General features: G+C 64.9%; 15 protein-coding genes. 10 read left to right on the forward strand and 5 right to left on the reverse strand.

Features of this window, described 5'->3' with window-relative positions; translation table 11 throughout:
- The first annotated feature begins 2 nt into the window (after positions 1 to 2).
- The 7 genes from KMW22_RS15255 (at position 3) to KMW22_RS15285 (ending at position 4,123) form a co-directional block, all read left to right on the forward strand.
- On the forward strand, positions 3 to 503 hold the full coding sequence (locus tag KMW22_RS15255; RefSeq protein WP_107139497.1) for a DUF3105 domain-containing protein: 501 nt from the start codon (positions 3 to 5) through the stop codon (positions 501 to 503).
- Positions 473 to 1,102 (forward strand): DUF305 domain-containing protein, encoded by a 630-nt coding sequence (locus KMW22_RS15260; protein WP_107139496.1) that lies wholly within the window; start codon positions 473 to 475, stop codon positions 1,100 to 1,102. The genes KMW22_RS15255 and KMW22_RS15260 overlap by 31 nt, the downstream gene beginning before the upstream one ends.
- A complete protein-coding gene (locus KMW22_RS15265; RefSeq protein ID WP_107139495.1) occupies positions 1,095 to 1,985 on the forward strand; it encodes a cation diffusion facilitator family transporter in 891 nt (296 codons plus the stop codon). Before KMW22_RS15260 ends, KMW22_RS15265 begins: the two co-directional genes overlap by 8 nt.
- 24 nt (positions 1,986 to 2,009) lie before the next feature.
- On the forward strand, positions 2,010 to 2,657 hold the full coding sequence (locus KMW22_RS15270; protein WP_107139494.1) for an SCO family protein: 648 nt from the start codon (positions 2,010 to 2,012) through the stop codon (positions 2,655 to 2,657).
- Between the two features lie 35 nt (positions 2,658 to 2,692).
- Positions 2,693 to 3,055 carry an ArsR/SmtB family transcription factor gene (locus KMW22_RS15275; protein ID WP_107139510.1) on the forward strand — a complete coding sequence of 121 codons (363 nt, stop codon included), beginning with the start codon at positions 2,693 to 2,695 and terminating at the stop codon, positions 3,053 to 3,055.
- Entirely contained in the window at positions 3,030 to 3,485 is a 456-nt protein-coding gene (locus tag KMW22_RS15280) for a hypothetical protein (protein WP_224612205.1), read from the forward strand. Before KMW22_RS15275 ends, KMW22_RS15280 begins: the two co-directional genes overlap by 26 nt.
- 251 nt (positions 3,486 to 3,736) lie before the next feature.
- Positions 3,737 to 4,123: a CopD family protein gene (locus KMW22_RS15285; RefSeq protein WP_221090910.1), complete on the forward strand. Its 387-nt coding sequence runs from the start codon at positions 3,737 to 3,739 to the stop codon at positions 4,121 to 4,123.
- 185 nt (positions 4,124 to 4,308) lie between these two features.
- Here KMW22_RS15285 and KMW22_RS15290 read toward each other — a convergent pair whose 3' ends face one another.
- Entirely contained in the window at positions 4,309 to 5,871 is a 1,563-nt protein-coding gene (locus tag KMW22_RS15290; RefSeq protein WP_221090911.1) for a bifunctional metallophosphatase/5'-nucleotidase, read from the reverse strand.
- 321 nt (positions 5,872 to 6,192) lie between these two features.
- Here KMW22_RS15290 and KMW22_RS15295 point away from each other — a divergent pair, with 321 nt between their 5' ends.
- Positions 6,193 to 8,001, forward strand: a complete 1,809-nt coding sequence (locus KMW22_RS15295; RefSeq protein WP_221090912.1) for a hypothetical protein — start codon at positions 6,193 to 6,195, stop codon at positions 7,999 to 8,001.
- Positions 8,002 to 8,234: 233 nt separating this feature from the next.
- On the opposite strand, the gene KMW22_RS19420 is transcribed toward KMW22_RS15295, so the two are convergent.
- Both KMW22_RS19420 and KMW22_RS19425 read right to left on the reverse strand, forming a co-directional pair.
- On the reverse strand, positions 8,235 to 8,999 hold the full coding sequence (locus tag KMW22_RS19420; RefSeq protein WP_235693026.1) for a hypothetical protein: 765 nt from the start codon (positions 8,997 to 8,999) through the stop codon (positions 8,235 to 8,237).
- The gene (locus tag KMW22_RS19425) at positions 8,996 to 9,460 is read right to left on the reverse strand and encodes a hypothetical protein (protein WP_235693027.1); all 465 of its coding nucleotides are present in this window, start codon (positions 9,458 to 9,460) and stop codon (positions 8,996 to 8,998) included. The genes KMW22_RS19420 and KMW22_RS19425 overlap by 4 nt, the downstream gene beginning before the upstream one ends.
- Positions 9,461 to 9,749: 289 nt before the next feature.
- Here KMW22_RS19425 and KMW22_RS15305 point away from each other — a divergent pair, with 289 nt between their 5' ends.
- Positions 9,750 to 10,412 (forward strand): hypothetical protein, encoded by a 663-nt coding sequence (locus KMW22_RS15305; protein ID WP_107139243.1) that lies wholly within the window; start codon positions 9,750 to 9,752, stop codon positions 10,410 to 10,412.
- Entirely contained in the window at positions 10,413 to 10,631 is a 219-nt protein-coding gene (locus KMW22_RS15310; RefSeq protein WP_107139242.1) for a hypothetical protein, read from the forward strand. It begins immediately after the preceding gene.
- A 43-nt stretch (positions 10,632 to 10,674) separates the two neighbouring features.
- Here the strand turns inward: KMW22_RS15310 and KMW22_RS15315 are convergent, their stop codons facing one another.
- Both KMW22_RS15315 and KMW22_RS15320 read right to left on the reverse strand, forming a co-directional pair.
- Positions 10,675 to 12,213, reverse strand: a complete 1,539-nt coding sequence (locus KMW22_RS15315; RefSeq protein ID WP_221090913.1) for a tetratricopeptide repeat protein — start codon at positions 12,211 to 12,213, stop codon at positions 10,675 to 10,677.
- On the reverse strand, positions 12,210 to 13,292 hold the full coding sequence (locus KMW22_RS15320; RefSeq protein ID WP_146160737.1) for a protein kinase domain-containing protein: 1,083 nt from the start codon (positions 13,290 to 13,292) through the stop codon (positions 12,210 to 12,212). The genes KMW22_RS15315 and KMW22_RS15320 overlap by 4 nt, the downstream gene beginning before the upstream one ends.
- Positions 13,293 to 13,367 lie beyond the last annotated feature (75 nt).

Consider the following 13,367-nt stretch of genomic DNA (forward strand, 5'->3'; position numbering starts at 1 on the left):
CTATGAAACGACTCCTGCTGCTGTCCCTCACGGTCTTTCTCGCTGCTTGCAATCAGAACGGGGGTGAGATTGAGGGCGTCAAAAGTTTCAAGTTCGAGGGCGGCGCCCACAAGCCAGGCCGCCTGGAGTACGCGCAGCGCCCACCGGCGGGCGGGGAACACAACTCGGCCTGGCAGAACTGCGGCGTGTACGAACGGCCCATCTACGACGAGTACGCGGTGCACAGCCTGGAGCACGGGGCAGTCTGGGTGTCCTACCGGCCGGATCTGGCGACCAGTCAGGTGTTGCAACTCCGCGAGGTCCTGGACGGCCGGACTTACACCCTGCTCTCGCCCCACGAGACGCAAAAGGCCCCCATCGTCCTCAGTGCGTGGAACAAGCAACTGGAGGTGCAGGACGCCTCGGATCCCCGGATCAAAGCGTTCGTCCAGACCTACGAGCAGGGCGGTGAAGCACCAGAGATAGGAGCCTCATGCAGCGGCGCGTACGACGACACCGTCTGATTCGCTGGGCAGGTGCGGCGCTGGCCACCGCCGCACTGGGTGCCGGCCTGGCCGTCGCCTGGCCGGCGCCGCCCCGCGAGCCCAGTGCGGACGTGACCTTCGCCCGCGATATGGCGGCCCACCACGCCCAGGCCGTGACCATGAGTGTCAGCCTCCTGAGGCGCGCGGCCGACCCCGAAGTGCGCCTGCTGGCCCAGGACATCCTGCTGACCCAGCAGGCGCAGATTGGGCAGATGCAGGGCTGGTTGATGGCCTGGGGCCGGCCGCTGGCTGGTCGGGAGGCGCCCATGAAGGGCATGGACCGGTCGGCCATGGGCATGGCGTCAGCGGCCGACGAGGCCGCGCTGAACACCCTGCCCGTGGTCACCGCCGAGACCCGGTATCTGCTGCTGATGCGCCGCCATCATCAGGGCGGGGTGGCCATGGCAAAGGCGGCCCTGAACGCGGTGCGCCGCCCGGAGGTGCGGGCGTTTGCGAAGCGGGTCGTGAGCGCTCAGACCACAGAAATTCAGGCCATCGACGCGATGCTCAGGGCCCGCAAAGTCAGCGTTCCGCCACCCGCCCCGTCCCACTCGATGGACACGGTGGATCATGAGTGACCACGGCCACAGCCACGGCGCCGCTGCCAATGCCCGCCAACTCACGCTGGCGCTGCTCCTGACCGGCAGTTTCCTCGTCGTTGAGGTTATCTATGGCCTGCTCTCGGGCAGTCTGGCCCTGCTCTCGGATGCAGGCCACATGCTCACCGACGTGATGGCCCTGGCACTGTCGCTGTTCGCCCTGAAGATCGGCCAGCGGGCCGCGGATCGCCGCCGCACCTTCGGGTACCGCCGCGCGGAGATTCTGGCGGCCACAGTGAACGCGGCGGCCCTGTTCGCCATCGGGCTGTACATCCTCGTTGAGGCGTATGGACGGCTGCGGGCACCGGTCGAGGTGCAGACCACCCCCATGCTGATCGTGGCCACCTTAGGGCTTGTGGTGAACCTCATCAGTGCGCGCCTGCTGGTGCAGGGCAGCGGGGACAGCCTGAACATGAAGTCGGCCTACCTGGAGGTCATGGGTGACCTGCTGGGGTCAGTGGCCGTCATTGTGGGCGCGCTCCTGATCCGCTTCACCGGCCAGACCTGGATTGATCCGGTGCTCGGGGCGTTGATCGGCCTGTGGGTGTTGCCGAGAACCTGGCAGCTGCTCAAGGCGAGCGTGAATGTCCTGATGGAAGGGGTGCCGGACGGTCTGGACCTCAGCGCGCTGCGATCTGAACTCGCCGCCCTGCCAGGCGTGACGGACGTACACGACCTGCATGTGTGGAGCGTCAGCAGCGGCGAGCACAGCCTCACGGCGCATCTGGTCAGTCCGGCCCCACCTGCCGACCTGCACGCCCGGATCAGCGAAGTGGCCAGCCGGCACGGCATTGAGCACGTCACGGTGCAGCTTGAGGTGCCCGGGGCCCACCGCACGGCCAACACCCATCTTCACCCTTAATTCCCCCATGTTGAAGGACACACCATGACGTCTGACTCCCTGCCCCTCGCACAGGCCCCCCGGTCCTGGCAGCGCTCGCTGACCCTGGCGCTGCTGGCGGTGGCGGCCCTGCTGTCCCTGGCGCTGCTGTACACCCGGCTGCGCAACCCGCAGGCCCTCCTCGGTACGGCCTATCCGCCCGGCACCGCGGCCCCGCCCCTGGCCGGGACCGGTGACGACGGTCGTCCCCTGGCCCTGGCTGATTTCAAAGGCAAAACGGTGGCCGTCTTTTTCGGCTTCCTGAACTGCCCAAATATCTGCCCCACCACCCTGGCGGCCCTGGAACGGGTGCGGCAGACACTCCCAGAGCGGCAGCGCACAGATTTTGTGAGTTTGCTCGTTACGGTTGATCCTGGGCGGGACACGCCAGCGGAACTGCGCTCATACGTCCGCTACTTCAGCCCAGACGCCCGCGGTCTGGTGATCCCCAAAACGCCGCTGCGCCAGGCGGCAGCCGCCTGGGGCGTCGGGTTTGAGTATTCGAATGTCACGGCGCCCGACCGCTACGACGTGAATCACACGACCGGTGTCTATCTGGTTGACAAAGAGGGCAACCGGCGAGTGGTGTGGGATTACACGCAGCTCAACCTCACGGACCGGATTGCGGCGGACGTGCGGACGGTGATGCAGTGACAGCAGGTGTCTTGACCAGCCTCTACACTGACGTGATGAGAACCGCCTCTCAAGACGACGTGTGCGAAGTGACCTGTCTGCATCCGGAGGCCGTCCAACTGGCGCGCACCCACCAACCGGAGGACGTCTGCATTGAGGACGCAGCCGCCTTTTTGAAACTGATGGCGGACCCCACCCGGCTCAAGATTCTGAGTGCGCTGAAGACGACTGAGCTGTGCGTGTGTGATCTGGCAGCGGTGGTGGGCATCAGCGAGAGTGCCGTTAGTCATCAGCTGCGCCTCCTGCGCACCGGCCGCATCGTCACGTTCCGCAAGGAAGGCCGCATTGCCTATTACCGGCTCCTCGATCACCATGTCACGACCACCATCCGTAATGCCCTGGATCACGCGACCGAGTAAGGGGCAGCGGCGGACGCTGGCGCTCGCCCTCCTGGGCGGCGCGCTGGTCAGCGTGCCCACCGGGTGGTGGCTGGCGGACAGCCTGCGCTGGCGCTCGCCGCTGTACTGCATTGAGACGCCTGGTACGCTGTGGAACGGTCTGGCACCGCTCCCCGTCGGCCTGAGCCCCACCTGTCCGGACAGCCAGAGTTACCGCCGGGAAGTCCGGGCTGGGGAGAGCCGGGTTGAGCAGTACCTGGTGTCCGGCTGGCAGCCGCTGGTCGCGGCCCAGGTCCTGCGAGACAAAGGTTTTATTCTGCTGGACGACGAACTGCGGGAAGCCACCCACTACTCGGCCTTTATGGGCCGCGCCGTACCGGCCGAGCTGCACTACACGGCCGTGCAGCAGGGTCCCAACACCCTGATCACCATCAGCGGGGCCGCACAGTGAGCCGGTCCAGGTAACGGCGCAACAGATGGCCCAGGCCCAGATGCGCTGGCTGCTGAGTGTCCTGTGTGTCCTCGGCGCCTTCGTGTACCTGGGACGCGAGCCTCTGGCCCTGGCCACCCCAGGCGCAGCCGCGCATGCGGGGCATTCTGGAGCCAGCGGGCCGGCCGAGCCGGCCGAGGGTGGGCGGACTGGGGCACGGTGCTGGCCATGGTCCCAGCGTTCGGCTTCTCCACGCGGCGCATGGCGGCGCAATGGCCGTCTGGCTTGGCGGCGTGCTGACGTTGGTGGCCTGGCCGGACGGCCGTCTGGCAGCCCTGACCCGCTTTGCACCGGTGGCCACGGCCTGTGTGCTGGTGCTGGCCGTGACGGGCATAGTGGCCACCTGGGAACATGCTGGCGGCGTGCCCACGCTGGACAGCCGTTACGGCCGGCTGCTGCTGCTGAAACTGGTGTTCGTTGGCGTGACGCTGGGGGTGGCGGGCCTGCTCCGGCGACGCCTGGCGCGTCAGGGCCGCGTGGACGCCCTGCTGTCACTGGAAGTGGCGCTGTTGAGCCTCATCCTGGCGGTCACCGCCAGTCTGTCCGTCACGCCGACGCCCACCCACGGAAGCGTCCCCTTCGGCCCCCTGTTGACCTGAACAGCAGCAGAGGCCAGAGGAGTCTTCCCCTGGCCTCTGCTGCCGGTGCGGACTGCAGGCGACCCGTTGTGCCGACCACACTGGGGGTGGCGTGGCCGTCGTTCACCTCACCTGTACACTGAAGAAGCCTGACATGGGTCAGGCTTTCATGCGGCGGCGCCCATTGGGGGCGCCGTTTGTCCTGTTCACTTGGGCTCGTTGAGAATCACGATACGGCCTTCTGGCTCAGCGTCCACCGCAGGCTGCCCCTGCAGGTAACGCACCAGGATGTCCACGTCCAGCGTCCCCGTGTCCAGGCGGGGCGCACCCTGAAACATCGTGAACCCGTCCCCTCCACCCGCCGTGAAGTTGTTCATGGCCACCTTGTAGGCTTGGGCGTCGACGAGCGGCTGGCCGTTCAAGGTCACGGCCGTCACGCGGCTGCCCGCTGGGCGCCCCAGGTCAAAGGTGTAACTCACGCCGCGGCTGACATGCAGGAACTGCCCCTTGTTCTCACTCCAGGTGGCCACGCCGTGTTCCAGTGCCGCCTTGATCTGGGTCCCCGTCAGGGTCAGAACCGTCAGGGTGTTGCCGAATGGCTGCACCGTGATGGCCTCGTCAAAGGTAATCGGGCCAGCGTTGATGCTGGCCCGCACGCCACCGCCATTCACGAACGCGAGTTGTGCGCCAGCATTCTGCGCGGCGGCCAGCGCGGCGTCGGCCAGCACGTTCGCCATGGTGCTCTCGCGCCGGCGCACGATCTCCCGGTTGCCGTTCAGGCCGCGCGTGGTTTGCCCGATCACCCGTTGGCGCAGGTTCGCAATCGGCACGGTCAGCGTCTCCACCATGCGCTTGGCGGTGGGGTCTTCAGCGATGTCAGCGGTGACGGGCACGGGGTTCCCCTCCCAGCTTTCGACCGCACCGCTGTCATTGAAGGTCACTTTCAGGCGCCCCAGCACTTTGCCCCACTCCCACGCCGCCACCAGCAGGGTGCGGTTGCCGTCTGGGTTGGGGATGATGGTCGGATAGGGCCCCTCACTGGCGGGAAAATCTTTAGTGGTAAAGGTGCCCAGCAGGGTATGCGAGTGCCCACCCACAATCACGTCGATGCCGGGGACGGTGCGCGCCACCTGCTGCTCCAACGTGTAACCCAGGTGGGAGACCAGAAAGATCTTGTTGACGCCCTGGGCCTGCAGTGCGCTGACACTGTTGCGCAGGCTCGCCATCAATTCGAGCATTTTCACGTTCGGGCCAGGCGAACTGATCTGCGGCAGGTCCGGCGTCACGGCGCCGATCACGCCCACCTGCTGCCCGCCGACGGTCATCACGGCATAGGGTCTAATCCGGTCTTTGAGCAGGGGCTCGGCCGTGACGTCCAGGTTCGCGGCCAGCAGCGGAAAGGTGGCCCGCTCCGCGAACTTGGCCAGCGCCTCTGGACCATCGTCGAACTCATGGTTGCCCACCGCCATGGCGTCGTAGCCCATCAGGTTCATGAACAGAACGTCGGCCAGACCCTTGTACACGTTGTAGAACAGTGTGCCCTGGAAGGTGTCGCCGCCCGACAGGACCAGGGGGTTTGGGTCCTGTGCGCTGAACTGCTTCACCAGTGTGGCCTGCCGGGCGTAACCGCCGTACAGGTTGTCGCCGATCTTGGTGGGCTCCAGGCGCCCGTGCAGGTCGTCGGTGTGCAGCACGGTCACCGTCAGCGGCGCGGCGTAGGCGCTGCTCAGGAGGGCTGTGGTCAACAGGGCCAGTGAGAAGCGGGTCATGGGCCACCAGTATAAGAATCTGGCGTCAGGCGCTGTGCACCGCGACCTGCTCGGCGGCCCACATGCCAATTCAAAGGGCGAACAGCGTATTGGCAGTGGCCCAGTCCAGCACTCCTGGTGGCCCTCCCGGGGTGGCTGGTCATGATCCAGCGCGCAGGCGGAGGGCCAGTTGATGCACCTGTCGTCCGTCCAGAGACGTGGGATGGACAAGGCACATCGCGCCTTGTCGCTTGGCGCAATGGCCTGGCCCTCTGACGTCAACCGTCGCTCCTCTCGCGTAAACCACGTCCACTGCGTCGCGCTCAGTCCTATGCTGACGCTGTGTCCCGTTTCAACCATGTCCCGCAAGTGGAGAGGTACGCGGTCTCTGCCGGGCTGCACACCAAAACATTGACGTTCATCAGACCACAGCGAGCGTGTCTCTCCATCCTCAATGAGCGGCCCCTGGACGATTTTCGTCCACTGTCGGTCAGCCTGGGTAAAAGCACAGCTGACGTGCTGATCTGGTCGGACTGGGACATCATCTTTGCCTACACCACCTACTTCACGGGTGCCATTCAACATGACCATTTCATGCAACTGGCGGCTGATGTCGTTCAGTCAGGTCTGGCCGTCGTCTCGCATTACTCCGAAGGATTTCTCATCTGGAAATCTCAGTCTATTCACGCTGAGCCCTTTGACATTCATCGGGAACCATTCGTCAGGCCACGCACGGTAGAGTTCACGTTTCCCGACGGACTCGGGCCCTATCAAATGCAGTGTGCCCTCCACGCCGCACAGATGAGGTTTTTCGAGCACCATTACGTGAGTCCAATGGTGGCGAAGGAGCTGCTCTATTTCAAAGCGTTCTTGGAGCCTTGTGAGCTCAAGACGGAGGGCAAGCACATCAGGCTTTACCCGTCCCTGACCGTTCACCAGAACGGGGTCTTCCAGATGCATTTCCGCCTGATGTCAAATGGAAATCTGATCTCGACTCGGGAATTGATCGACGACTTCCTGAATTCGTCCATGGCAGTGGCCACGGATATCCTCGTGCCTCCAGCCCTCATGAAGTTAGATGGGCGGAAGCTGATCTTCGAAGATGATTATTACGAGAGCAGGCGCTCAGCGCTGCGCCAGTGGCGAAGGCTTGAAAACCTGATTGCCCGCTCGGTCAACCGAGTTGAGGGTGGCCCCGATTCATTCGACCACGATTTGATTTCGCTTGATCCAGAAGGCAAGGGGGAGGGGGCGCCAATGTCATTGACGACCGTCACCACCATGCTCAGCAATGCGCTGACGACCCTCCTCAATCAGCCCAGGATGGGGTGGCGCTATCGGCTTCTTGGGCCAAAAAAAGCGCGCTACGAACAGGGTGAATTTTGGCGCGGCACCCCGAACGTGTACCTGCTCTCCGTGCGCAATCATCCGCTGACCGCCTCGGACATTCACAGCAGATACGCCGCAGAACTGGGGCACATCATGAGCCGCTCCAAGGACATTCCTGGCCCTCACGCTCAAAAACATCTGGGTGAATCCTTGCGATCAGCGGAGGATTATCTGAGCTATACCGGTCAGGCCCTCAACCTGTTCGTGTACTCCCGCTCAGGACGTGATGGATATGAAGGAGATGACCCGAACGCCAACGAACTGATTTATGCGCTTCAATCACATGTGGATTTGGTGGATTTCATCAATGGCAGTCTGTGGCAATGTGAGGAGCGCGCTCTCCTTCACGCCCACACTGTTGAGGAGCTGATCACCAACCGGAAGCGCCAGACGTTATATGACTACGCCAGTCGACGTCCTTTTCACTTCGGTGAGCTCAATGATTGGTTCACTGAGGTACAGAAGGCGCACAACATCGAAGCAACAAGAGCGGCCATCGCATTCAATACGACTCTGAATCTTGAAAAATTCAAAGAACGTCGAAATTTCAAGAGACAGCAGTTCCAATGGCTGATGGCCGCCCTGCTGGGCGTCATTGCGGCGGGGACATCCGGCGGCAAACTGGTGAGCCTGTTCTGGGAAGGCGCGGGAGGCCTGCCTCAATCGGAACTCCGGTATGCCCTCGTGGCCATGACGGTTGTTGCCATGGTGTTCCTTGCTGCGTACAAGGGATTTGTGGAGCCAATCGGGGCAGAGACCTGAGCCGGATTCCGGATCATCCGTTCCGGCACCGAAGTTTCGGTGCCTTCACGCCGCTCCGTCCCCGTTTTTCCTTCTGTCTTCGGTGGGGTACACCCGTTCTTCCATCACGGGTGTACCCGAATCCTGATGAGCCGTGCAGGGTGGATGGGCGGCGGCGGAACTGGTGAACGTCCTTGCCCCCGCCCCTGGCCTGCGCCGGGTTGTCGTCCTCAGGTGACCTTCAGAGCGCCGGTTTACTCGTGGGGGGGCGGTTGATCCGGGTCGCAGTAATCAATGGCCGCGCTTTGAAACGTGCCAGTCACAATTTCCCGTTTGAAGGGGTAGCCAACCCGCACGCCTTCCGCCGCACATTCGAGGGTGAAGCGCTCCCCCGGCGCCACCGACGTGTCGCCCAGCCGCAGTGGCCGCTTGGCCTCGTAAATGGCGCAGTAGGGTGTGCAGAAGTAAAAGCCGACGGGCGTGCCACTGCTGGTCCGGGCGATGGCGGCGCCACCCGTCTCCACGGCGCGCCGGATGTCATCCCACAGGGCCACACTTGCGGCTGGATCGGGGTCCAGGGCCCACATCTCGGCAATCACGCGCGCTGCATCCGGGTTGCGTTTCAGGGACGCGGTGGACGCTGGATCGGTCATGGCCCAGGGGTCAAACCCCTTCTCGCCGGGCAGCGGCGTGCGCAGGAAGGGCCCACCTCCCCGTGGGCGCTTGGGCGCGCCTGTGCCCGGCGGGCGCTCATTCATCAGGGCCGGGTAGCTGATCAGTTGGCCGGCCCGGTACAGGGCTTCAATGGCGGCTTTGGCCTGGGTTTCAATCTGCTCATGCAGTTCGGCGGAGGCGTTCGGCCGGTACATGCCCGCGGCGTACTGGGCTTTGGACATGGCTTCGGCAAACTGACCTCGAAGCTTGGCGAGTCTGGCCTGATCGCTGGGGGGCGTGGCCTCCTCCAGGCCGTGCATCGCCGCTTCGGCATGCAGGCGCATGGCCTCCAGCGCCGCCATCATGGCCTCCAGGTGGGGCCGGGGACAGGGCTCCACGGGCGACCAGGCCGGCAGGGCAGCGGGCAGGGTGCCCTGGGGCAGTCAAAGTCGGGATCATGGGTCGCCTGGCTGGCGTGACCCAGCCAGCGCTGCACCTGCTGGTAATAGGCCTCCACCTGATCAAATGTTACGGGCGGCACGAAGCCCACGGTGCCTGGATCGGCCGTTTCATCGGCCGCCAGCATCTTGTCCCCCAGGGTTTGCAGGGCGAAAGCGTTCCAGGCGCAGGCCAGTTCCAGCCCCACATGGCGCTTGAGGGCAAAGGGACTGACGCCGCCCACCAGCAGGTCGAAGCGGCGGCGTTCCGCCGCGTCCAGCAGGGGATGCACCGCCGCACCCGCCTGCCGGTAGGCGTAGAGGGTCTGCGCGTCGCGCTCGCCACGGGTAAAGGCGCGCATCCGCGCCCAGATGCCTGGAGTCTCCATAACACCTACTGTACGGGGGGCGAGACGGACGCGCGGCAGAAGTTGAAGGCACACCGTGCAGGACCAGGTTTCAGCAACGGCCTTCAGGGCCATTCGCAGCCTGTTTTGCGTCGGTCCCAGACAGACGCCAGGTCGGCCGATGCCTCCTTCCTGCAAAAAGGGGCAGTGGTTTTCCGATACATTGCCCTGCGCCACGGACGTGACCTCCGGTGCTCAGCCGGCGCCTGCCACCTGCCTGGCGATCAAGCGTAGGCGGGGAGAACCTCTTGAGTAGACTGGACCACCTTCCATGACGGCAGATGACCTTTCCCCCAATGCCTCATCACATGGGCTGTCGGCCGAGCTGCTCAACGTCACGCACGCGCTTCGTGTACGCTTTCCCAGACGGCCAGCCGAGATTCGACAACCCACCGAGAATCTGCAAGAAGCCTATGCCCAGGCGCAGGACCTGAGCAACGAATTCCTCTCTCAACTCACGCTCTTCGGCACCCTCTCTGGCGCGCGGGCCACCCCCCGGCCGAACGGCATCAAAAGCTGGGCCCGCACGGAAGAGAAAGGTAATCTGTTCGGTCTGGTGCCACTCGACATCCTGGGGGGCAAATACGTGTTTGGGCAACTCGCCCCCCTATACGCGGCGGCGGCGCGCGTGCATGAGGGCTTTGACGTGCTGGCCTTTCAAGACCGGTTCCTCAAGCCTCAGGCCAGTGGCTACCGCGACCTGCAGTTTGTGGTCTCTGTGCAGGGGCACGCGGCGGAAATTAAGTTCTGTCACGCGGCATTTGATGAGCTGGACGCCTATGAGCACCGCCTGTACGAAATGCGGCGGGTCCTCGAACGCAAGGCAGAACTGTCCGCCATTGAGCGGATTGTCTTGGATACACTCATTGATGCGAGTACACTGATGTACCAGCAGGTCTGGGCCAGCGTCAGTGCAGAAGGAGGCGGTGAGTAGATGACCAAGTTTTATCTGGTGGGCACCGTGCCCGTCAAAATCGAGAAGCGTCCCGACGGTGCGACGGTGGTTCAGGCCTTTAATGTCCAGCTGGGCCGCCTGGAGAACAACTCCCGCTACTACACCATGATCCGCCGCGATGACACCGGACTGGTGCGGGTGATCACAGAAGCGGAGTTTGACGCCCAGGTGGCGGCCCTGCGGCTCAAAGCGTCCTGATCAGCGAACCTTGCGCGGGGGTGGCCTCAGGCCACCCCCGCGTTTACGCCTCACTGAAGGCCAGCACGTCGGCCATGGCGCGCTGAGCGGTCAGCACCAGCCCAGGCTCCGCAATCTTTTCTGCCATGAGGCGCGCCCGCATCAGCCGTTCCGGGGCAGATGGATCCTGAATGCGGGCCAGTTCCCGGCTGTAGTACAGCGTGGCGAGCGTTTCGTATTCCCACAGCGACCGGGCACGCGCCGCCGCGATGGCCTGTTCATAGCGCGCGCGCCCCAGTTCTTCGTTGCCACGGCGAAATGCGATCAGGCCCTGGGTGGCGCTGAGCGTGAGGCCCAGTTCCGTGTCAGGGGGCAGCGGCTGGGTCCGCGCGAGGTACTGCTGGGCCAGGTCGAGCTGCCCGGCTTCAGCGAGGTAGAAGGCCATGTTGTTCAGCAGCAGGTCCTCGTCCGGAGAGGCGGCCAGCGCCATGCGCGTGAGGTCAATGGCCCGGCTGGGGGTGGGATCAAGCAGGTGCGAGAGATACCCCGCCAGGATCGCGGGTTCTGCGGAAAACGGTTCATCCTGGAACCATGCGAGGTAAGCGGCGCGCGCCGCCTGAAACTGCTGGGCTTCATAGCTGGCCCATCCGGCCGCCTCAAAGTTGCGCGGCACGTCGGGCCACTGGCGCTCATCCAGGTCCAGACGCACTTGAGGGGCCGCCCACTGCACCTGCGCCAGGGCGTTCTCGGTGGGTTGCTCCAGCGCTTGTTGGAGCCGCCGCCGCACGGTTTTGGGTTTGGCGTCCTGGAGTTCCAGGGTGCCGAGGGCCGCGGCCAGCTCACTGATGTGGTGGGGCCGAAATTCCCGGCGGTCCAGCACTTCGCGCGCCCGTTTGATGCTTCGGGGCACCAGGCCCGCCACCATGGCAGCGCTGATCTCGGCGGCCATCAGCCAGGGGTCGTGGGGGGTACGAGGTTGACGCCGGAGCAGATCAACCGCTTCGTCTGGCGCCTGAACGTGCACGTAAAACCGCACGGCCGCCCGGAGCACCAGCCGGTGGTGCGGCGCCAGGCCCACGGCGACCCGCAGGTGCCGCTCGGCCTTGCGGGTCGCGCCCAGGGCGGCGTACATGCGGGCCAGGTCCACGTGGGCCAGTGGGTCGCGGCCAAACGCGTTCAGGTTCGCGCGCAGCCGGCGCACTTCACTGTGCATGTCGTCTGGAGCCAGTTCATCCAGGTTGGCTGTGGGGAGGGAACGCAACCCGGCCAACGGCTGGCCCAGGATGTGCCGGGCGGCCTGCAAGACCCGCGCTGTGGTGTCGTGAGGGTGGCGCAGCAAAAAGGCGGCGGCGGCCTGCGCGCCCTCAATCTGGCGCAGGAGGGTGGCCGCGCCGGTGAGTTCAGCGGCCCGCCCCACGGAAGGGTGTAGGGCAAATGCCGTCTGTAACTCCAACAGGCGGACGCTGGCCTGCGCCCGGACACGCTGCGCTTCCTTGGGCGGCGCAGCGTTCAGGCTGTTGGCTTCGCCCAGCTGGACGGCGGTGGCGGTCTCCCGCCAGCGCGGAAGGACGCGCCGGTCTTCCTGCCGCGGCAACTGGGTCACCGCGCACGCCGCTGGGCCAGCAGGGCCCGCTGCCGCAGCCGGTCAAACAGACTCACGTACCGCTGCACGCCCGTGGGGTCAAGGGTGCCGACGTTGCTCGGGTGCCCGCGCCGGGCAGGCTCTGGAAAGCAGAGTTCCCGGATACAGCGGGCCAGGTCGGGAGTCAGCTCCGGCCCGACCCGGGCCAGCAGATCACGCTCGACCGCCTGCATCGCCCGGCCAAAGGCGCTCAGCAGGTGCGGCACCAGATCCGCAAAGCTGCCTTCCCACTCCCCGCAGAAGATGATGGGCTGAAGGGGCTCGTCCAGCTCAGCGTACAAATACGTATTGAAGTGCTGATGGGTAAACAGGAAGGTGACCAGCCCGCCCAGCATGTAGAGGTCAGCCCATTTGCGCTCCCGCCAGACTTCGGTGGACGGCGCGAAATACAGCACTTCGGGCGGGGCGTACTCCATGGTGCCGGAGAACAGATGCTCGTGGTGGGGGGAGGTGCCGCGGGCGTCCACGGCCCGGCCCAGGTCGCCAATCTTCCAGCCGTCCCCGGGAAACACCAGGACGTTGGCGGGTTTCAGGTCATTGTGGGCGTACCGGGCCCCGTGCAACTGCTGCAGCCCCACCGTGACGTGGTGAACGCAGTGCAGCAGCCAGACCGAATCGATGGTCGTCATGGCCAAGTGGTCGCGGATGTCCCCGGCCGCGCGGTCAAACACGATGTAGGGCACCGGGACGATGCTGCCAGGCAGCCGCTCCTCGCCGTGATCCATCGCCCGCACGACGCGGTGCATGCGCAGGTCCCGGCAAATGTCGAGCAGTTTGACTTCGAAATTGAACTGCGCGGACACGAGTTGCAGCTCGAGCATGACGTTGGGGGCCTGGTAGACGTCAGACAGGTCAATGGCTTTCAGGAACCCTTCGCGCCCGTCGCGGTGCCGCACGAAGTAGCCGACCGAATGCTGCCCTTCATGAACGGGCGCCGCGGTGCCCAGGGGCGTCAGCACGTCCCAGCCGCTGGCCAGGGTCAGGCCGGCCAGGAAGTGGGCGGGGTGGGTGTGTGGCGCGCGTGGCGGGGGGTGGGCCATAAGGGTGAGAGGTACCGGTACCGTAGCACGAGTCGCATTCATGATCGCGCGCAACAACCCGTGAAAAGGCATTCT

The sequence above is a fragment of the Deinococcus aquaedulcis genome, from assembly GCF_019693445.1.
In the GTDB taxonomy this organism is placed as follows: domain Bacteria; phylum Deinococcota; class Deinococci; order Deinococcales; family Deinococcaceae; genus Deinococcus; species Deinococcus aquaedulcis.

Bases quoted from the DNA above. Each gene is read 5' to 3' on its own strand.
- KMW22_RS15255 (WP_107139497.1), top strand. From the start codon at position 3: ATGAAACGACTCCTGCTGCTGTCCCTCACGGTCTTTCTCGCTGCTTGC.
- KMW22_RS15260 (WP_107139496.1), top strand. From the start codon at position 473: ATGCAGCGGCGCGTACGACGACACCGTCTGATTCGCTGGGCAGGTGCG.
- KMW22_RS15265 (WP_107139495.1), top strand. From the start codon at position 1,095: ATGAGTGACCACGGCCACAGCCACGGCGCCGCTGCCAATGCCCGCCAA.
- KMW22_RS15270 (WP_107139494.1), top strand. From the start codon at position 2,010: ATGACGTCTGACTCCCTGCCCCTCGCACAGGCCCCCCGGTCCTGGCAG.
- KMW22_RS15275 (WP_107139510.1), top strand. From the start codon at position 2,693: ATGAGAACCGCCTCTCAAGACGACGTGTGCGAAGTGACCTGTCTGCAT.
- KMW22_RS15280 (WP_224612205.1), top strand. From the start codon at position 3,030: ATGCCCTGGATCACGCGACCGAGTAAGGGGCAGCGGCGGACGCTGGCG.
- KMW22_RS15285 (WP_221090910.1), top strand. From the start codon at position 3,737: ATGGCCGTCTGGCTTGGCGGCGTGCTGACGTTGGTGGCCTGGCCGGAC.
- KMW22_RS15290 (WP_221090911.1), bottom strand. From the start codon at position 5,871: ATGACCCGCTTCTCACTGGCCCTGTTGACCACAGCCCTCCTGAGCAGC.
- KMW22_RS19420 (WP_235693026.1), bottom strand. From the start codon at position 8,999: ATGATGGCGGCGCTGGAGGCCATGCGCCTGCATGCCGAAGCGGCGATG.
- KMW22_RS19425 (WP_235693027.1), bottom strand. From the start codon at position 9,460: ATGGAGACTCCAGGCATCTGGGCGCGGATGCGCGCCTTTACCCGTGGC.
- KMW22_RS15305 (WP_107139243.1), top strand. From the start codon at position 9,750: ATGACGGCAGATGACCTTTCCCCCAATGCCTCATCACATGGGCTGTCG.
- KMW22_RS15310 (WP_107139242.1), top strand. From the start codon at position 10,413: ATGACCAAGTTTTATCTGGTGGGCACCGTGCCCGTCAAAATCGAGAAG.
- KMW22_RS15320 (WP_146160737.1), bottom strand. From the start codon at position 13,292: ATGGCCCACCCCCCGCCACGCGCGCCACACACCCACCCCGCCCACTTC.